12 protein-coding genes and 2 tRNA genes are annotated in these 19,690 nt (G+C 38.8%); 8 read left to right on the top strand and 6 right to left on the bottom strand.

The genetic code is table 11. From position 1 onward, the window contains the following. Positions 1 to 16: 16 nt before the first annotated feature. Complete coding sequence (gene abc-f, locus QPK98_RS08735) at positions 17 to 1,930, top strand: ribosomal protection-like ABC-F family protein (protein ID WP_310992829.1); 1,914 nt, start codon at positions 17 to 19, stop codon at positions 1,928 to 1,930. 19 nt (positions 1,931 to 1,949) lie between these two features. Continuing rightward, positions 1,950 to 2,129, top strand: a complete 180-nt coding sequence (locus tag QPK98_RS08730) for a CPXCG motif-containing cysteine-rich protein (RefSeq protein ID WP_310992828.1) — start codon at positions 1,950 to 1,952, stop codon at positions 2,127 to 2,129. A gap of 7 nt (positions 2,130 to 2,136) precedes the next feature. On the opposite strand, the gene QPK98_RS08725 is transcribed toward QPK98_RS08730, so the two are convergent. Then, the gene (locus tag QPK98_RS08725) at positions 2,137 to 3,684 is read right to left on the bottom strand and encodes an AsmA family protein (protein WP_310992827.1); all 1,548 of its coding nucleotides are present in this window, start codon (positions 3,682 to 3,684) and stop codon (positions 2,137 to 2,139) included. Between the two features lie 176 nt (positions 3,685 to 3,860). On the opposite strand from QPK98_RS08725, the gene QPK98_RS08720 reads away from it, so the two are divergent. Then, positions 3,861 to 3,933 (top strand) — tRNA-Met (locus QPK98_RS08720). 228 nt (positions 3,934 to 4,161) lie between these two features. Here the strand turns inward: QPK98_RS08720 and QPK98_RS08715 are convergent. The 3 genes from QPK98_RS08715 to QPK98_RS08705 all read right to left on the bottom strand — a co-directional run bounded on the left by QPK98_RS08715 (position 4,162) and on the right by QPK98_RS08705 (position 8,667). Further along, positions 4,162 to 4,314 (bottom strand): hypothetical protein, encoded by a 153-nt coding sequence (locus QPK98_RS08715; RefSeq protein ID WP_310992826.1) that lies wholly within the window; start codon positions 4,312 to 4,314, stop codon positions 4,162 to 4,164. Positions 4,315 to 4,588: 274 nt separating this feature from the next. Continuing rightward, a complete protein-coding gene (locus QPK98_RS08710; protein WP_310992825.1) occupies positions 4,589 to 5,683 on the bottom strand; it encodes a T9SS type A sorting domain-containing protein in 1,095 nt (364 codons plus the stop codon). Positions 5,684 to 5,820: 137 nt separating this feature from the next. Then, positions 5,821 to 8,667: an ATP-binding protein gene (locus tag QPK98_RS08705; RefSeq protein WP_310992824.1), complete on the bottom strand. Its 2,847-nt coding sequence runs from the start codon at positions 8,665 to 8,667 to the stop codon at positions 5,821 to 5,823. 546 nt (positions 8,668 to 9,213) lie between these two features. Here QPK98_RS08705 and QPK98_RS08700 point away from each other — a divergent pair. Then, positions 9,214 to 10,194 (top strand): YitT family protein, encoded by a 981-nt coding sequence (locus QPK98_RS08700; protein ID WP_310992823.1) that lies wholly within the window; start codon positions 9,214 to 9,216, stop codon positions 10,192 to 10,194. Positions 10,195 to 10,249: 55 nt separating this feature from the next. Beyond that, a tRNA-Val gene (locus QPK98_RS08695) sits at positions 10,250 to 10,324 on the top strand. A 214-nt stretch (positions 10,325 to 10,538) separates the two neighbouring features. Here the strand turns inward: QPK98_RS08695 and QPK98_RS08690 are convergent. Together QPK98_RS08690 and gldJ are read right to left on the bottom strand one after the other, a co-directional pair. Then, positions 10,539 to 11,819 carry a UDP-N-acetylmuramoyl-tripeptide--D-alanyl-D-alanine ligase gene (locus QPK98_RS08690; protein ID WP_310992822.1) on the bottom strand — a complete coding sequence of 427 codons (1,281 nt, stop codon included), beginning with the start codon at positions 11,817 to 11,819 and terminating at the stop codon, positions 10,539 to 10,541. 69 nt (positions 11,820 to 11,888) lie between these two features. Further along, positions 11,889 to 13,559: a gliding motility lipoprotein GldJ gene (gldJ, locus tag QPK98_RS08685; protein WP_435373096.1), complete on the bottom strand. Its 1,671-nt coding sequence runs from the start codon at positions 13,557 to 13,559 to the stop codon at positions 11,889 to 11,891. Positions 13,560 to 13,779: 220 nt separating this feature from the next. Here gldJ and porU point away from each other — a divergent pair, with 220 nt between their 5' ends. From porU to cdd, 3 genes are all read left to right on the top strand, one after another. Next, a complete protein-coding gene (gene porU, locus QPK98_RS08680) occupies positions 13,780 to 17,643 on the top strand; it encodes a type IX secretion system sortase PorU (RefSeq protein ID WP_310992820.1) in 3,864 nt (1,287 codons plus the stop codon). Between the two features lie 34 nt (positions 17,644 to 17,677). Continuing rightward, entirely contained in the window at positions 17,678 to 18,901 is a 1,224-nt protein-coding gene (gene porV, locus QPK98_RS08675) for a type IX secretion system outer membrane channel protein PorV (RefSeq protein WP_310992819.1), read from the top strand. A 125-nt stretch (positions 18,902 to 19,026) separates the two neighbouring features. Further along, positions 19,027 to 19,509: a cytidine deaminase gene (gene cdd / locus QPK98_RS08670; RefSeq protein ID WP_310992817.1), complete on the top strand. Its 483-nt coding sequence runs from the start codon at positions 19,027 to 19,029 to the stop codon at positions 19,507 to 19,509. The last annotated feature ends 181 nt before the right edge of the window (positions 19,510 to 19,690 follow it).

Here is a 19,690-nt window from a genome sequence, read left to right as displayed (position 1 = left end):
AATGCTTTTGTAACCCATGATCAATATCCATAATCTTTCAATTTCCTTTCAAGGCGATTATTTATTCGAAAAAATCACGTTTCAATTAAAACCAGGCGATCGCGTTGGTTTGGTGGGGAAAAATGGAGCGGGAAAATCTACTTTGCTTAAGATTATTGCCGGAGAGCAGGAATACGACACTGGCCAGATAGCCACCGATAAGGAAATTTCTATTGGATTTTTAAAGCAAGATATAGATTTTGATAAGGGAAGAACTGTGCTTGAGGAATCGTACGAAGCCTTTACCGAAATTAAAAAACTGGAAAATAAGCTTGAGCATATAAACACCCAACTGGCAGAACGTACCGATTATGAAAGCGAGGGCTATCATCAATTAATGGTCGATCTTAACGATGTACAGCATCAATACGAAATCCACGGCGGGTATAACTACCAAGGCGAAACGGAGCGTATTCTACAGGGTTTAGGTTTTCAACGGGAAGATTTTGATAAACTCACCGAAACTTTTTCGGGTGGTTGGCGTATGCGTATTGAACTGGCAAAGCTTTTGCTTCAGAACAACGACATACTGCTGCTGGATGAACCAACAAACCACTTAGATATTGAGTCTATTTTATGGTTGGAAGATTTCTTAAAAAACTATGCAGGTGCTGTAGTTATTGTCTCGCACGATAAAATGTTCCTAGACAATGTTACCAACCGCACTATTGAAATTTCACTGGGTAAAATTTACGATTACAACAAACCTTACACCCAATATCTGGTACTTCGGAATGAAATGCGGGAGCAGCAACTGGCTTCACAAAAAAACCAACAGAAACAAATTGAGCAGACAGAAAAGCTCATCGATAAATTCCGTGCTAAAGCCAGCAAGGCAACTATGGCACAGTCGCTTATCAAAAAACTTGACCGGATGGATCGCATTGAAGTTGATGAAGACGACAACAGCGTAATGACCTTGCGGTTTCCAGTTTCCATTACACCGGGAAAAGTTGTGGTTGAAGCTGAAGATGCATCAAAAAGTTATGGCAGCAAAACAGTTTTGGAGAATGTGGACTTACTAGTTGATCGTGATGCGAAGATTGCTTTTGTAGGCCAAAACGGACAGGGAAAATCCACACTAGCAAAAATGATTGTTGGCGAAATTGAATACGGTGGAACCCTTACTTTAGGCCATAACGTCCAGATAGGTTATTTTGCCCAAAACCAGGCCGATTATTTAGATGGCTCCAAAACAGTATTGGACACCATGATTGACGCTGCCAATGAAAAAAACCGAAGTAAAGTGCGCGATATATTGGGGTCTTTTCTTTTTAGAGGCGATGAGGTAGAAAAATATGTACGTGTACTTAGTGGTGGCGAACGAAACCGACTGGCGCTGGCAAAACTTATGCTTCAGCCCTTTAACGTCCTGGTAATGGATGAGCCCACAAACCACTTAGACATAAAGTCTAAAAATGTATTAAAAGATGCATTAAAAAGTTTTGAGGGCACGCTAATCTTAGTTTCTCACGATCGTGATTTCTTGCAGGGATTAACCAATAAAGTCTATGAGTTTAAAGATCATCAAATTAAGGAGTATTTAGGAGACATTGACTATTTCTTAGAACAACGTAATATTGAGAACCTTCGTGAGGCTGAAAAGCGTACGGTAGTTCCTTCCGAAGTAAAGGAAAAAAGAAGTGCCGGGGAAGAATACGAGGTTCAGAAAAAGCTGAAATCGGCCAAAAATAGATTGAGCAATGTGGAAGCTAAAATTTCTAGCTTAGAAAAAGAAATAGCCGCAATAGACACCGAATTGTCAATTAATTACGAAGAGACTATTGCCAAGCCAAATTTCTTTGATAAATACCAAGAAAAGAAAAAGAAGCTAAAGAAGCTGATGGAAGACTGGGAAACGCTTCAGGAAACCGTGGAATCCCTTTCCTAGGAATAAAACATAATTGTTTATGATAGAACACTTTTTTCAATGCCCCCATTGTTGGGAAGAGATTTCGATGTTGTTAGATTCTTCTGTTCCACATCAAACATATATTGAAGACTGCGAGGTTTGCTGCAACCCTATTGAAGCGGAAGTTACTTTTGAGGCCAATCAATTGGTCGGTTTTACTGCTAATACGGTGCAATAAGTTGTTATTAGATCATGGCATTGGTAAGTGCGGCTTTTACGCTTATCCATAAAAAATTAAAGATAGATTTTGTTTTGTCTCGTGTTGCCTCAGCATGTCCATCTTTATACCGACGTCCTTTTTTCTCACTGTTTTTGGGTATAAATATATTGGCAACTGCAGAAAGGAATTTATTCTTTTTCCTGCCGTCTTTCTGCAGTAGCGTAACCTTAAAATTGGAGTAATTTATTTTCAGGTCGGTATTTGATTTTTCATTGTTGCCATCAATTGTAAAATAGGTTTTATGGGTGCTTCCTTCTAGTTCTACTTTCAAATTGGGCCTTGTAAAACTGTTCAGTTCTTTTGCATCTAACCTACCCACCTTGGCTTTAAACAGGAATTGGTCTTCTGGGCTCTGGACATCAAAGCTCCAATTAACCGAAATTGGTGTGTTCTCCATAAAACTGGCAGAAATATCCAAGTGTGTTTTTTTTGGACTTTTATAGGTGTTGCTAACATTCGAAATATTGGCGTCTAAATTTTTAAAGTCTATGCTGCCGCCCATGTTTTCGGCCTTCACCCTTTCTTCATATTTAATACGCCCTTCTTTAATTTTTAAAGAATCTACGGTAAGACTAAATGGAAGCTGGCGCAGGCTTTTGCTATACAGTGGTTTTATACTTAGGTCGTCGCGTACCAACTTATCTCTATATATCTCTAATGATGGCGCAGCGAGTTGAACCATTTTACTTTTGGCAAAAAAACGATGCCTGTCAAAACCAAAGTCTATTGAATCTATAGAAAGTGTTTTTAGTGAAAGGTTATAGTGGTCTCGTTCCTTATTTATTACCTTGGAAAGTTCTCTTTTAGAATATTTTGTTTTAAGTTCTATGGTATTAAAAACGGCTTTGCGGTCTGTAATGGAAAAGCTCTCAACGGTAAGGTTTTCGTAAGGCCCAGTTTTAACAAAAACAGTGTCGCTTTTTGCACTATAGCTTTTATAGTGCAACGGAATTTTTTGAGCTACTGTTTTTTGATCAATCCGTATTCCTTGTAAGTCCACCGATAAACCATCGGTAAACAACATTGTTGAATCTTTATCTTTTTCATACATTACGAATTTGCCGTTGTGGAGCTCAATATTTTTAATAAGAATAGCTTTGTATATCTCTATAAGACCTTTTTGAACTGTATCTTTTTTAGGAATTATCCTGTCTTTATAGTAAGCTATGGTTGGAGAGTTCAAGGAAATGGTTTCTATACATATTTTATCGTGAAACAGGTAGTCCCAATAACTAATATGCGAAATGTTAAGCTTGGCTACATTTATAAACGTATGCTCAATTTTGTTTTCGGTATTCTTTATTATAAGTGAAGGGTTTGTAATTGCGAGTGATCCGTCAAAAAAATCTACGCTTATATCCTCGTATGAGCGTACCATATTCTCTGGTAAACGCTCTTTTATAAAGGATTCTAATTTATTTTTTAACACAATATTTATTGAAACGCTACCAACAATAAGTATTACACCAATACCAAGAACTATATAGATTATTCGCCTTAGGTGCTTATTCATGGCTTAAAGATAAGTAAAGAAGGTGATGCAACAGAAATTTTCCACAGGGCTCTTAAAAAATAGTAGTATCCTGCTTGTGTAGTCCGAAAAGCTTCTTATCTTTGCAGTCCAATATTTCTATCGGCATTATGAACCGAAAGTTAAAAGCTAAAATTGAAGTATTGAAAAACCCATATCGCGGGATAGAGCAGTAGGTAGCTCGTCGGGCTCATAACCCGAAGGTCACTGGTTCGAGTCCAGTTCCCGCTACTAGAGTAGAAAAGGCTTTACAGAAATGTGAGGCCTTTTTTTATTTTAGAAAGCTGTTGGAATGAGAACTGGACGAGAAGTTTATGCTGAGCCGAGCACAGTCAAAGTAAGTCCAGTTCCCGCTACTATGCTAAATAAAAAAGACTTCACAGACATATGAAGTCTTTTTTATTTAGCATAGTACAGAATAAGTACAGAATTTTGTTATTTATCTTGAGCTTAAATGTATTATTTTTTAAAAGTCGTTTTCTTAATAATCTTGTTTTTGTGGCTTATATGCAGTACGTACTTTCCGTCTTTTAGGTTCGTGATGTTTAGGTATATGTCGTGTTTTGGTACATAGTGTAAACTACCGTTATAAGTTCTTTTTGTCTTGCTCATAATATAGGGAGGTTGGATACTGTATAAGTAAATTGTGTTTACAAAAACGGCTTTTATTATTGTAACAAGCGCTAGTAGTATTGTAAGAATGCTGGAATATCAAGGTGTTAATGAGGGATTAACAATACTAGAACACTTCTTTTTTGCCAAAAACAGGTTAAGGGTGCCGTTACCTCTAAAAAAAATCCTGGATTGGTCTTCTTTTCCAGGATTTTCTTCAAAAGATATGTTTAATCTAAAATAGAATATTGATTTTTTAAATTGTTAAAAAAACTTATTTTTTAATCAGCTTCAATGTTTCACTGGATTGATTGGAAGTAACTTTAACGAGATAGTTCCCCATGACATAACCGGAAACATCTACTTGCATGTCATTGTTTCCATTCCCCTTTATTGTTGTTACTTTTTGCCCTAACGTGTTATAGATCTCGATGCTGGTTATGCTTGTATTAGCCGCAACGGTAACAACATCCTTGGCAGGGTTTGGGTACATGTTAATGGCAGCTGCCAATTGGTTTTCTTCTACAGCAAGCACGTCTTGTGGTGCTATAACAATATCGAAACCCACATTTTCTGGGAAGGCGATGCTTGAATCTTCAGTATATATTGCCCAATTGGTGCCAGTGTACCAAACCCCTAAATTCCCATCAAGGTAAACCTGAGTTGGACTCCCGGCTATGCCCCAATAATGGCTCATCACAAACGTTGCATCTGGATTGCCGTTCAAGGCAGGATGATCTATAATGGTATAGTTGCCAGCAATATTTGAAATTGTGGAAATATGTTGGGTTTGTATAGCCCCTGTCCCGCCTTGTACCAATACCTTAAAAGCAGCACCTTCTGGCACCTGGGTGATGCCTTCGTCGTACAGTATTCTGGTGTCGCCCGCATAAAATTGCCCATAGTTACCGGTATTGTAAACGGCGTTTGGATTATAATAATGAGACATCGCTATATATGGTCCAGGTCTGTTCCCATTTAATAAAGGATGGTCCATGCTGGTCATATGGTTAGAAATGTTGGAGGCTGTGGCTATATGTGTAAAAACATCATTGGGGTCGCTTGCAATATAAATGTTAAAGCTAGCGCCAATGACCATAGACGAGAAATCTTCGTTATAAATTGACCATTGACCACTATTGTACCATAACCCCGATACATTGTCATTACGGGTTCCACCTCCGCCTCCTGGGTTAAAATTATTTACATAAACAATAGGAGCATCTGGGTTATCATTAAGGTCTGGATGGTCAATCGTGGTTATGTATCCAGATGTGTTTTCTGCCGTGACAGTGTGCACATAAATTTTGTCTTGGGCTATGCATATCGTACCGATAAGCAGTAGCATACACGTAAAAATTGTTTTCATATTAATAGTTTTAAATTGTAGTGAATTATTTCACACCATAAAACTATTGTCCTTTTAAGAGTTGGATTGGTAGCTATGTAACAAAAGCTCGTGTAGATGTAACAAAAGCCTTGTTATCGCTGTTTCTATGGAGGTTTTTATTCAGAAGCATAGTCTGAAGGTGCCACCCCAAACTCTTTTTTAAAGCATTTTCCAAAATAGGAAGCGTCGTTAAACCCAACAGTGTACCCAACTTCGGCAACCGAAATTTTATCGCCTTTTAGCAATTGGGCAGCTAATTTTAGGCGTTGGTTGCGTAAAAACTCCGTAGTGGAATAACCGGTAAGTGCTTTTAACTTTCGGTGCAGTTGCATACGGCTTACGCCCATTTCGGTACCGAAAAGATCGACTGTAAGTTCTGAATTGGTTAGGTGTTTGTCCATTACTTTCTGTAATCGTTCCAAAAATTGCTCGTCGGCAGAGGAGACCGCAATTTCTTTTGGGGTGAGTATTACTTCTTGGGCAAAGCGCTGTTGCAGTTTTCTGCGGGTCTCAATGAGGTTGGCTGCCGTAGCCTTGACTAATTTTGAACTAAAAGGTTTGGTAATGTAAGCATCGGCCCCAATGACCATTCCTTCTAATTTGTCCACCACCTTATTTTTTGCCGTTAGTAAAATGACAGGGATGTGTGAGGTTAACGGATCTTCTTTTACGTTTTTGGTAAGGCTAAAACCATCCTCTACGGGCATTAACACATCGCTTATTATAATATCGGGGATTTCAGATTTTGCTTTTTCAAAACCTTCTTTTCCGTCGGCGGCTTTAAAAATTAAGTAGTCCTTTTCAAAAACGGAAGCTACATAGTCCCTTATCTCTTTACTGTCGTCCACAACTAATAAAATGGGTGCATCTTCGGTTGCTGTAATAGCGGCCTCAATATTAGTTTCGTGTATAGCCACGGTTTCGGCGGTTTGTTTTTGTAATTCGTCAACAAGTATCTCTGTTGCTGTGTAAGAATCTTTGGTGATGGGGATGGATATAATAAACTCGGTGAAGTCATTCTCTTTACTTTTCACCTTAATGGTCCCTTTGTGTAGTTCAACCAGTTCTTTTGTAAGTGCTAAGCCTATTCCGGTACCCGGATTTTTAGGGTCTGTTTGGTAAAACCGCTGGAAAATGTTCTTTTTCTGCTCCGTACTTAAAAAGACGCCACTGTTTTTGACCGATAGCTTGTAGGTGTTTTTTTCTCTTTTTTCAAAAATGGTAATTGTCCCTTTCTCGGGGGTGTATTTTATTGCGTTGCCCAAAAGGTTTGAGATGATCTTTTCAATAAAATCATGGTCAAACCAATCTGTGGTTTGTTTTTCTGAAAGATTTATATGGGTTTCCAGTTTTTTTTCTGAAAACACATAATTAAACACATCAATTTGTGCGGCGATAAAAGAAGAGAGCTCCCCGGGCTGTACTTGTAGGTTGATTTCTCCGCTTTCCAATTTTGAAAGTGCCAGCAATTGCTCTATCAACGATTCTAACCTACCGGTGTTGCGCTGTGCTGCCAAAAGATTGCTGCGTTGGGTTTTTGGGAGCGCTTTTAAGTCCAGTAGGTCTTCAATAGGACCTTTTATCAAGCTTAGCGGCGTACGAAACTCATGCGATATATTTGCAAAAAAAGTGGACTTTGCCGTGTCCAGCTCTTTCAGTTTTTTATTGGTTTTTTGACGGTTGCTGTATTGAAAATACAAGAACAAACCGGCCGATAGCAAAAGGACCAAACCACCCAACAAAAGAATGCGTTCGTTTTTTCTACGCTCCTCTGACAATTTATTTTTTGAAGTTAAGATTGCTATTTCCTGTTCTTTTTTTTCGGTCCGGTATTTGGTTTCAAGTTCAGCTATGTTTTTTTCGTTTGTGCTTTCTTGAATTTTTAGAAGGTGTTTTTTGGCTTTTTCGGATGCCTCGTATGCTTTTTCAAAATTTCCTATACTATAATGAATATTAGCTAATATTTCCTGTTGGTCAAACTTAAGCTCTTCCCTTACAAAATAAGCATCTTCCATAAGGGTCTGGGAGATTTTAAGGTATTTCAGGGCTTTCTCAGGCTGTCCAGTCTTGTTGTAGAAAGCGGCTATTCTGTAATGAGAAATGGCATGTTCCAGCGTATCTTTGGTTTTCTTAATGGTTTCCAGTTCTTTTTTATAATAATAGAGAGCCGAATCTTGTTCTTCTCGAACCTGATAAATATTTGCCAAGGAGTTGTAAACCGAAGATTCCCTGAGGTAATTTTTTTCAGGTCTGGCATGCGCGAGCGCTTTTTTGTAGTGGTAGATGGCTTGCTGGAGTTGCTTTCGCTGTTCGCTAATAAACCCTTTTTTTTCATATAGAATAGCTGCGGGTACGTGAAGGCGCTTGGCATTGTAATGCAAAATGCTGTCTTTGGGGATTTTTGAAGCCTTTTCAATAAGTAAAAGTCCTTCGTCAATGTTTTTATCTAGCTGCTGGAGGTAGCTGGTATCTTTTGCAACAGTGATAGTGATTTTAAACAATACATCTACTAAGGAGACCTTGTTCATTGCTGTTAAAAAAATATTGTTCCCTTTTTGTTGCAGTATAGAATCTACCTTTAAAAACTGGATCAATGCTTTTTCGTCCTGGGTATTGTTAAAATATACAATCCCTTTCATTCTATACAAATTCTCAATAGGAAACCAAGCGCTGTTTTTTATGGCTAAAGGCTTGGTTTCGTTAAGATACAAAATAGCTTTTTCTATAGTTGGCTCCAAGTAGCTTAACGTGCTTACAATTTCTAACTGAAGGGAATCTGCCTTAAGCACTTTGGCCAACTTGTATCCCTTTTTTGCGTACGTATAGGCACTATCCAGCTGCCCTTTGCTATAAAAACCCCTAGAGGTTTCAAGATGCTGCTGTACGGTTTCGGTTTGCGGGCTTTGGGCATTAAGACTTCCTATACAAACAACTAAGAGCACATAAATGAAACGGTTTTTCATTAGGGATAATATTGTTACTTAAAGATACACAATTTTACATATAATTAGAATGTTGCATTGGTTCTATTGTAACGAATGTGTGTTACAATAGAACTCCTTTGTTTTGCTTGCTATTATAGTTATGGCGATAGTAAGATTGATTATTTTTAAGAGTTTTAAAGATTTAACCCTGTCTTTTCAAAACTCAGCCGGGCCTCAACTTCTATGCATTTCGATTGGCTTGAAGCATTACGAACACTTTTTCAAGTTTTCTCAATAGTTTTTGCATCCCTTTAAAGATAAACCACGAACTTTTGATGCCTATTTTTTTTAAGGTAGTTTCCTTTTTCAAAGCAGTTGTAAACTGATGAACAAGTTTTTCCTTTGTACTACGCACAGGCATATCCGCCACGGCGAACACTAGTTCGAGTCTCGGCTGTGACCGATTGTAGCAAAAGCTCCAGCTAACACTGATCCTTTTTTATTTCAATTTTTTTAAGATTGGATATTACAAAAGCATGGAATGCATTAACTTTGAAGCTTCTTAAACTTTAAACTCAATTCCATTTGATTCCGTTCATAAAAAAAATAATCATAGAAGTAGTCAATCTTCGCAATAAGGATAAAAAACTACCTCCGTCTTCCGCATCTTTTGATAAAAGCGTTAGAAACCTTGAGGTTGAGGTGGCTCATGAGATTTCGGAATTGTTCATTTTGTTTTTGGGCGTGTTGTCAGCTTCTTTTGGTTTAAAAGGCTTCCTGATGCCCAGTGGGTTTCTTGATGGGGGCGTTACCGGTATATCTTTGATGGTAAACAGCTTGTCAGGTTTTTCCCTTTCGTTATTGCTTGTTGTATTTAACTTGCCATTTTTAATATTGGCTTACTTTTCCATAGGGAAAAGGTTTGCCGTGAAAAGCGTAGTTGGTATCATGCTTTTGGCCATTGCGGTTGCCTTGATCCCTTTTCCGCAGATAACGGACGACAAAATATTGATAGCTGCTTTTGGAGGGCTGTTTCTTGGTTTAGGAATAGGATTGGCGATTAGAGGTGGGGCTATAATTGATGGTACCGAAGTTCTTGCAATTTATATTAGCCGAAATACAAGCCTTACCGTTGGGAATGTAATCCTGCTATTTAACGTTGTTATTTTTATGACAGCGGCTTATATTCTTTCTACTGAAATTGCACTTTATGCCATACTCACCTACTTTTCGGCTTCCAAAACCGTCGATTTTGTAATAGACGGTATTGAGGAGTTTATGGGGATTACAATTATTTCGGAACACAATGAGGAAATCCGACAGGCTATAGTTGATAATATGGGCCGTGGATGTACAATTTTCAAGGCCGAAAAAGGTTTTGCAAAAGAAGGGCAGACCCGCGAACCTTTTAATGTAGTTTACACCGTAATTACTCGTTTAGAGATGAGTAAACTAAAAACAGAGGTTGAAAAAATTGACCGAAATGCTTTTATAATTATGACCTCAGTAAAAGATGCTAAGGGTGGTATGATTAAAAAGAAACCAATTAAGAAATTCGATAAATAGCTGTTTTTACTGTTGGTTTCGATTGTGTAATTCGTATTTTCGCATCTTTAATAATGGGCCATTAACTCAGTTGGTTTAGAGTGTCACGTCGACAACGTGGAAGTCACTGGTTCGAATCCAGTATGGCCCACTTTCTCCTCTTATTGGATTGTTTTTCATTACCTGAAAAAAAACCTACCCCACCCTTCGGGTACTCCGCTCTTAAAATAGGGAGTGTTATTGTTTATTGCTAAAAATATTATTATGTGTGGGAAGGTGTCCGCCGGATGTATAATCTTTTAAAAGTTGAAATTCTTTTTCAGCGGACGGAAGGGGTAAAGCCTGAGTAATAAAGGTTTATTAATTTATAGGAGCTCTAATATACGTTCTAAAGCAAGGCCGCGAGATCCTTTGATTAAAATTGTTGAATTGGTTGGCGTATTTTCTTTTAGCTTTTCCTTTAAATCGTCATAGGTGTTATAGGTGTTTATGTTTGCTGAGGAGGTTTTTGTCTTGTAAAAATTGCTTCCTATAAAAAATACGCTTTCAAAGTTTTCTGTGCTTACAAAGTCAACTATTTTTTGATGTTCTGCCTCAGAAGCCGTTCCTAGTTCCAACATATCGCCTAGAAACAATATTTTGTTAATGCCTTTTGTCGTTTTAAAGTTTTTTAGTGCAGCCATCATACTTGTAGGATTGGCATTATAAGCGTCCATTAAAATAGTGTTGGAGCCTTTTTTTATTAATTGCGATCGATTGTTTGACGGTATGTAGCTTTCAATCCCGGCTTTAATTTTAGTTTTATCTACTTTAAAGTATGCTCCTATTGCAACTGCAGCAGCTAGATTGGCGAAGTTGTATACACCCACTAAATTGCTTCTAATTTCGTTGCCGGCAAATTTAATAACAACCGTGTCTGAAGTGCTGCTTAACTGTGTGTGGAAATCGGCTTTTTCAGTGCCAAAAGTGATGCGATTTATATCTTTCGAATTCTCCATTTGTTTGGAGTCGTTGGCATTGACAAATATCTTCCGGTTGTGCTTTTTTAAAAACTGATATAGTTCGGTCTTGCCCTGTACAACACCATCTACACTTCCGAAGCCTTCTAAATGCGCTTTTCCGAAATTTGTGATGTATCCATAATTAGGTTCTGCAATTTCACAGAGCATTTTTATTTCGCCTAAATGGTTTGCACCCATTTCTACTATCCCAATTTCAGTTTCCTGGTCCATTCTAAGTAGGGTTAATGGCACGCCAATATGGTTGTTGAGGTTGCCAAGGGTGGCAATGGTTTTAAACTTTTGCGATAGCACGGCATTGATAAGCTCTTTGGTGGTGGTTTTTCCGTTGCTTCCAGTAAGCGAAATGATGGGTAGGTCTAGATAGGTTCTATGGTGTCTGGCTAGTTGTTGTAGAGTTACCAACACATTTTCTACAAGAATAGTGTCGCCATTGTTTTTATGGAACGCTTCTTCGTCTATTATTACCGTACAGGCGCCTTTGTCTAAGGCTTCTTGGGTAAACATATTTCCGTTGAAGTTTTCACCTTTAAGGGCAAAAAACATACAGTTTTTAAAAATTTTTCGCGTGTCTGTACTAACGCCATTACTTTTTAAAAACAATTGATGGATAGCAGCTATATTCATAAAATAAATATAAAAAAACCCTCCGAAGCAACGTGCTCAGGAGGGTTTTTTTTTAAAAAAATATAAATCTTAATTTCTAGGGCGTTTTTTCTTTTTAGATTTTGAACCAACGCGACTCATTGCACATCTAAACCCAATATAGTCTGATGCCATATCTTGCGGGAAGTAGCGGCGTTGTGCAGGGTCTAACCAATAGGCTCGGTCTCTCCAAGAACCACCTTTGTAAACGCGAACTTCGTTGCTTACCAATGTAGTTCTTTCAGACGATTTATCATACTGGCGATCTAATGTTCCCGAACTATCTGCATAAACTTTCTGAATTGGCGAATTATACATACGCTTGTTACTTTCTTCATCTACCTCATCTGCGAAAGATTGATAATATCTTGACGAACGCTTGTCACCATCCTTAAAGTCGCGGTTGTCACTTTTTGAGTAATTGGTACGTAAGTAGGTGTCTTCTTCGGTAATAGGTTCTCTAAGAATGTCGCCGGGCAAATTACGTGCAACAATTTTACCATTGCTCAGCGTATCAAATACTATAGAGTCTTTTGTTACTATAGTAACTTTTCCATCTTCTCCAATGGCATTTTTTGTATAAACGTTACCGCGATAGTAGTTAAAGTCGTTAAAATCATCATCAACAATAGGGCGGTAAACATCAGCAACCCATTCGGCAACGTTTCCGGCCATGTCATAAAGACCGTAGTCATTTGGTTCGTACGATTTAACTTCGGCAGTAATATCGGCACCATCGTCACTCCATCCTGCAATACCACCGTAGTCACCATCACCTTGTTTAAAGTTTGCCAATTGATCGCCACGAGACCTTCTTTTACCAGAGCGCGTGTATTGACCACTCCACGGATATTTTTTCTTCCCGCGGTAAGCGTTGTAGTTTCTAATTCCTACTAAGCCTAAAGCAGCATACTCCCATTCTGCTTCGGTAGGTAGGCGGTATGAGGGCATAAGAATACCATCTTGACGTTGTATGTATAAGTTTGTGCTATCCTTGCTTCTTTTGGCAATGGATTCAGATTTTTTTCCGCCACGGGTAATGGAGTCATTCCCTCCATATACTTGCGTTGGAGCATTTAGATAGGTTTCTGTGCTAAAAGTTGAACCAGGTTCAGCGTCATAACGTGCATCACGAGATGTGATTCCAGAATTTTCTAAAGCTGCTTCGTTAACGCGATCTGTTCGCCAATTGCTAAATTCAACGGCTTGAACCCAGCTTACACCTACAACCGGATAATTAGCATAGGCAGGGTGGCGAAGGTAATTGTTGGTCATTACTTCATTAAACCCTAAACGGTTTCTCCAAACAAGCGTGTCTGGCAGAGCGCCATCGTATATTTTTTTATAAGTTTCGTCACTCGGAGGGAAAACTTGCTTTAACCAATCTAAGTATTCAAGATACATAAGGTTGGTTACTTCGGTTTCATCCATGTAGAAGGATTGAACGTGCTGTTGGTTTGGAGTGTTGTTCCAATCGTGCATCGGGTCATCCTGAACTTTTCCCATTGTAAAAGTTCCGCCTTCAACAAAAATAAGGCCTGGCCCAGTTTCTTGTTCTTTGGCTTCAGGGTCGTACTGGAAGCCACCTTCCTTGGCGTTCATCTTCCATCCAGTAGCACGAGAGCTGTCTTTATAATCTCTGGTTTTGTTGCATCCTATAAAAAGAGAGCTTGCTAATACAGTAATAAATAGCTTAAATGCTAGGTTTTTTCTTAACATCATAGATTTAAATATGATAAAATTGGGTTCGCAATATAGTCATTAACGGTAAAAACACAATATTATTTTGTTATAATTGCTCGGTAGATTCTTGATAAATGTTTTAAGACCAACCAGTATGCAAACGTATTAGTTTTAAAATTATTATCCTAATGGCAGAATATAGCGAAAGTTTAAAATATTGCCTTATACTAAGTGTATATTTGCTGCGTTATTGGTACTGATGAGAAAAACGATACTTCTTTTTATTTTAATGACGCTTCCATTTTTAGGAAATGCGCAATCAAGAACCGTGTCTATAAACTGGGATGCTGAAAATACTTCAACCAGTAACTTTAGTGCTAGCAAACCTGGTATTTCTGCTGCCGATAAGGCTCTTGATGCGCTCAAAATTCGCATGGATAAAGAAACGGTAAGCTACATCACACAATGGAAGGACAATGGTTTTGCAGATCCTAACTCGGTTCGTGTTACCAATGTTCGGTATGGATCGGTTACTTCAGAAGAACTGAGCAAGATTACACCCCAATCCTTGCCAAATAGCCTTGAGTATTCAATAGCTACCACCATGGCGAGGGACGAACGTTTTACTATTTTTAATATCTCACCGATACTAAAAAGGAATGGAAGCTATCAAAAAGTGCTTTCTTTTGATGTTGATTATCGGTATGGCCCGCAAAATAGAAATCCGCCGCCAGGGATTACAAATTCAGTTCTTGCTACTGGGCAATGGTTTAAGTTTAAAGTTGAAAAAACAGGGGTTTATAAAATAGACAAGTCTTTTCTGAATAGCCTGGGAATGAATACCGACGGCATTAACCCGCGAAACCTTAAAATTTATGGGCATGGCGGGAAATCACTGCCACTTCTAAACAGAAATACCCGTTTTTTTGATATTCCTGAAAATGCCATTCAGGTTGTGGGGGAAGCCGATGGCAGTTTTGATGGCGGCGATTACATATTGTTTTACGGTACCAATACCGAAGGTTATGTTCGTGAAAACGACTCTAACTTAAACCCGTACACTGACGACTCCTATTATTATGTAACTGCCGATGGTCCTGCTGGAAAACGAATTAGTGCCATGGTTGAGCCTACGGCAACAGCCAATTCAATTATAACCGAGTTCGACGATTATCAATTTCATGAAAAAGACGAGCTAAGCCCAACAAAAATGGGAAGAAAGTGGTATGGCAACCGCTTTGATATTGAGAGCGAACAAAGCTATAGTTTTGAATTTAAGAACATTGTTTCGGGAGCCCCAATGGAAATCGTGGTAAAGGCTGCTGCAGCTTCTGAAAGCCCAACCTCTATGGCCGTTACGGTAAACAGTACGAGTTTAGACCCTATAAATTTTTCTGGATTGGGCGACCAAGGCCTGTTGAATATTCGCGATATGGATGCTTCGGTGCCGGCTAGTGGCGAAACAGTAACGGTAGATTTAGCCTATAGCAATGGCGGAAATCCATCCAGTATTGGGTATCTGGATTATATTGGTATTTGGGCAAAACGACAGTTAAGCGGTACGGACGGGCAATTGGCATTTCGCTTTAACGATGCCGCCGATATTTCGGGAGTAGGAGAATACCAAATAAGCAACGCCTCGCAATTTTCACAAATATGGGACGTGACCAACCTTGAAAGCATAAGCGCTAAGGAAAATGAAGAAGGCGCTTCCTCCATTACTTTTAAGCAGAATTTGGGCCAAGTTCGTAACTATGTGGCTGTAAACCCTAGCGATTACTATGCGCCTACAAAGATTAGACAGTCTGCGATTCAGAATCAAAATTTAAAAGGAAGTATTTTTAATGATGAATCTGGCAATTTTAAAGATGTTGACTATCTTATAATCACCGCACCTTTTTTGATTCAGCCGGCATTGCGTTTGGCTACGCATCACAAAATCACCCAAGGCCTTAACGTAAAGGTGGTGACCACTGATAAAATCTATGAGGAGTTTAGCTCGGGAAGTCAAGACATAAGTGCCATTCGTAATTTTATTCGGTATGTGTATTACAATGCTTCAAACGCTTCAAAACGCATTAAATATGTAGGTATTTTTGGTGATACTTCCATTGATTACAAAAACAGGCTTGCCAATAACAATAATATTGTTCCTACCTATCACGTACAGGAGGGTGCTAGTATTAGCAGTTCGTTTATGTCTGATGATTTCTTCGGAAACATGGACGAAAACGAAGGCACCATTGGCGGCAATACTTATGAAAATGACAACGATTTAAATCCGTTGCGCGATAATGATCGGTTGGATATTGCAATGGGAAGGATTGTTGTAGATGATGTTTCCTTGGCCAACGCCATGGTAGATAAAATAATTCGGTATTCGGAACAAAGCTCCTATGGCAACTGGCGGAATAATTTCTTGTTAATTTCAGACGATGTTGACGTGTCAACTGAAGCTATTTTACAAAAAAGACTGGATTCGCTTGGAGATCGCATTTCGGTAAAAAAACCATTTGTCAACGTAAAGAAAATTCATTCCGATTCGTATCAGCAACAAGCTTCTGCAGGCGGTAATCGCTATCCAGAAGTTAATGATGCCATTAAAACCGGGATAGAAACGGGAGCTATAATTATTGATTATTTTGGCCATGGGGGTGAAGACGGACTAGCTCATGAGGCAATTTATACCAAGGAAGCAGCTCAGGAATTAAAAAACAAAGACAAGTTGCCGTGTTTTGTAACCGTTACTTGCGAGTTTACAAAATTTGACAATCCACTTCGGATAACGGCGGGCGAGCTTACCTATCAAAATAGAGAAGGCGGTGCAATTTCATTGATGACAACTACTAGAGCTATCTTTATAGGTGCTGGAGTGCGGTTTAATGATTATTTAGCTGAAAATTTATTTGGTTTTGATACCGAAAACCCCTTGCCTCCTGCTGAAGGGCTTCGTAGGTCCAAAATTAGTATGGGGAATACGTTAAGACGCGTGGTTTTTTATGTTGGCGATCCAGCAATGCCACTTGCATTTCCAAAGAAAAACATTCGGCTTACGGCTTTAAACGATGTGCCTATCGAAATAGCAACAGATACACTAAAAGCTTTGAGCAAAATTAAGCTTGAAGGCGAAGTAGTAAGTGCTTCAGGTGCTGTTTTGACTGACTATAACGGGGTTTTGGAGGCTAAAATTTTTGATAAAAATGTAATGCGCCAAACCTTAGATAATGACAATCAAGGTGTTATTATGGACTTTGTGACCTTGGGAGAAGGCCTGTTTAATGGGCAGGCAAGCATTGCAAATGGGCGTTTTGAGTTTAAGTTTGTTGTACCTCGCGATATCCAAATTCCTGTAGGTAAAGGAAGAGTAAGTCTCTACGCCAAAAGGAATGATGCCTCAGAAGATCAAACTGGGGTAAACCTAGATTTAAAGGTAGGTGGTCTAAATGAAAATGCTCCTGAAGATAACGAAGGGCCATTGATCCAGCTTTTTATGAACGATGAAAGCTTTGTTTCTGGCGGAATAACCGATGATAGCCCAATTTTAATTGCCAAACTGGAAGATGCCAACGGAATAAACACCGCCAGTGGTATTGGTCACGATATTGTTGCCGTTTTAGATGGTGATGAAGCCAATCCGTTTGTTCTCAATGAATTTTACCAAGCCGAAGTTGATGATTACACCAGAGGGAAAACCCATTATAAATTTAGAGACTTGGAAGACGGTGTGCATACGCTTAAGTTAAAAGCTTGGGATGTGTATAACAACTCCTCCACCGCCGAGATACAATTTATTGTCGCCGGCAGCGGGAAGCTAGAAATATCTAAAGTGCTCAATTATCCAAACCCATTTGTTAACTATACCGAATTCTGGTTTAACCATAATAGGCCAGATGAAACCTTAGATGTGCAAGTACAGGTTTTTACCGTTACCGGAAAAGTAGTGTGGACCAAAAATGCCTCCTTACCGCCCTCAGGTAGCTATTTGTCTCGGGAAATTACCTGGGACGGCCGCGATGATTTTGGCGATCGGATAGGAAAAGGTGTGTATGTATATAAGATTACCGTTAAATCTGCGTTAACAAATCAGCGAGTTGAAAAGTTTGAGAAACTTGTTATCCTTTAAAAATTAAAATTATATTTGTCCAAAATTTATTAATATGAAAAAATTATTTATTCCAATTTTGTTGGGCCTTGTGGCTTTTAATTCTGTTGCTCAGGAAACTATAGTTGTTCCAAATCAAAGTGATTCGAGAGCAATTATTACGGGAGTACCGTTTATGTTGATAGGAGGGGATGCACGTTCTGCTGGTATGGGTGATATTGGGGTTACTACTTCTGCCGATGCCTTTTCGCAACAATGGAACCCTGCAAAATTTGCCTTTGCCCAATCAAAACAAGGTATTGGTGTAACCTATACACCTTATTTAAGCAAATTGGTAAACGATATATTTCTAGGAAACCTTACTTATTATAATAGATTAAACGAACGAAGTGCCGTTGCGGCAAGTTTTCGTTATTTTAGTAATGGATCTATAGAATTGCGTCAAGGTCCAGATGATCAAGGAATAGAGGTGAAACCAAATGAGCTTCTTTTTGATGTATCGTACTCGCTGCGTCTTAGCGACCGTTTTTCTATGGGTGTTGCCGGTAGGTATATCCGTTCCGATTTAAAATTGCAAACAGCAATGGAAGACGCGACAGCCGCAAATTCATTCGCAGTTGATATTTCGGGATACTACCAAAGTGAGGAAATTCCGTACAACGACTTTGATGGCCGTTGGAGAATGGGTTTCAATATCTCGAACATTGGTCCAAAATTGAAGTATGACGAAGTAGGTTCAGAAAGCTTTATTCCTACAAACCTTGCTCTTGGGGGTGGATTTGACTTCATTCTTGATCAATATAGTAAAATAGGGGTTTCTGCTGAAGTTAATAAGTTATTAGTTCCAACTCCTCCAATACGAGGAACCGAATTCGTTGATGATAATGGGAATGGCAAACAAGATCCCGACGAGCCAAGCTTAAATAATTACGCCATTTATGACGGTAAGGATAATGATGTTAGTTTTGTTAAAGGTATGTTTCAGTCATTTGGTGATGCACCCGGCGGATTTAGTGAGGAGTTAAAGGAATTTACATGGGCTTTAGGTGCTGAATATTCATATCAAGATGTATTTGCTTTTAGAGCGGGTTACTTTAATGAAAGTGATGAAAAAGGTGGTAGAAAATTCGCTACGCTAGGAGCTGGTTTCCGTTATACGGCAATTCAGATTGATCTTTCTTACTTGTTTTCTACTTCAAAATTGGCAAACAGCCCGTTGGACGGAACGCTTCGTTTTGGTTTAACGTTTAACTTTGGCGATACGTACGACGAGTATTAAAAAGAAATTTTCCTGCAAGGTGTCATTGCGAGCGTAGCGAAGCAATCTCCTTGTAGGTATTTTAAGATGAAAAAAAAATCTGCAAAGTCACAAAGATTTTGTAGGTATATCTACAAACAATTCAATTGAAAAAACAAAATATTGAAATCCAACTGGAGGTTTTTGAATCTGTTTCAGAGCTTCCAACAGCTATTCAAGAATTGATGAAAAAGGCGCAAGAAGCACGTGACAAAGCTTATGCGCCTTATTCGCGTTTTAAGGTGGGCGCGGCTATTCGGCTTGCTTCTGGCGAAATTACAATCGGTAGTAATCAAGAAAATGCAGCCTATCCATCTGGGCTATGTGCAGAGCGTGTAGCGATATTCCATACGGGAGCCCTTTTTCCAAAAGAGGAAATTAAGGCTATTGCAATTTCAGCAAGTTCAGCTACGCAAGAGCTTGTCGAGCCAATTGGTCCATGTGGTGCTTGCCGTCAATCTATGGCAGAATACGAACAAAAGCAAAAGGCTCCTATAGCCGTATATTTTATGGGCAAAACCGGTAAGGTTGTAAAAGTCAATAGTGTGATGGATCTCCTTCCGTTAGGCTTTGATGCCCAATACCTCTAAAGATAAAGAACCTCGTAGTAAACCTTAAATAACAAGTAACTTTCAAGACAGAAAGTGTTAAGCCCTAGTGTTTCGACTTTTATAATTTACATTTTGTATTTTATTTGTAATTTGTAATTTGTGTTTTGATAGTATAAAGTGCTACTTTTGTTATCCGTTTAATAAAATTTCCCCGTTGGGA

This window comes from Aequorivita marina (assembly GCF_031631895.2).
Classification (GTDB): Bacteria; Bacteroidota; Bacteroidia; order Flavobacteriales; family Flavobacteriaceae; genus Aequorivita; species Aequorivita marina.
Note: the sequence above shows the minus strand (reverse complement) of the source record. Positions and strands in the feature narration are given on the sequence as shown.

Coding starts and splice junctions, on each gene's coding strand:
- abc-f (WP_310992829.1), top strand. CDS start 17: ATGATCAATATCCATAATCTTTCAATTTCCTTTCAAGGCGATTATTTA.
- QPK98_RS08730 (WP_310992828.1), top strand. CDS start 1,950: ATGATAGAACACTTTTTTCAATGCCCCCATTGTTGGGAAGAGATTTCG.
- QPK98_RS08725 (WP_310992827.1), bottom strand. CDS start 3,684: ATGAATAAGCACCTAAGGCGAATAATCTATATAGTTCTTGGTATTGGT.
- QPK98_RS08715 (WP_310992826.1), bottom strand. CDS start 4,314: ATGAGCAAGACAAAAAGAACTTATAACGGTAGTTTACACTATGTACCA.
- QPK98_RS08710 (WP_310992825.1), bottom strand. CDS start 5,683: ATGAAAACAATTTTTACGTGTATGCTACTGCTTATCGGTACGATATGC.
- QPK98_RS08705 (WP_310992824.1), bottom strand. CDS start 8,667: ATGAAAAACCGTTTCATTTATGTGCTCTTAGTTGTTTGTATAGGAAGT.
- QPK98_RS08690 (WP_310992822.1), bottom strand. CDS start 11,819: ATGAATATAGCTGCTATCCATCAATTGTTTTTAAAAAGTAATGGCGTT.
- gldJ (WP_435373096.1), bottom strand. CDS start 13,559: ATGATGTTAAGAAAAAACCTAGCATTTAAGCTATTTATTACTGTATTA.
- porU (WP_310992820.1), top strand. CDS start 13,780: ATGAGAAAAACGATACTTCTTTTTATTTTAATGACGCTTCCATTTTTA.
- porV (WP_310992819.1), top strand. CDS start 17,678: ATGAAAAAATTATTTATTCCAATTTTGTTGGGCCTTGTGGCTTTTAAT.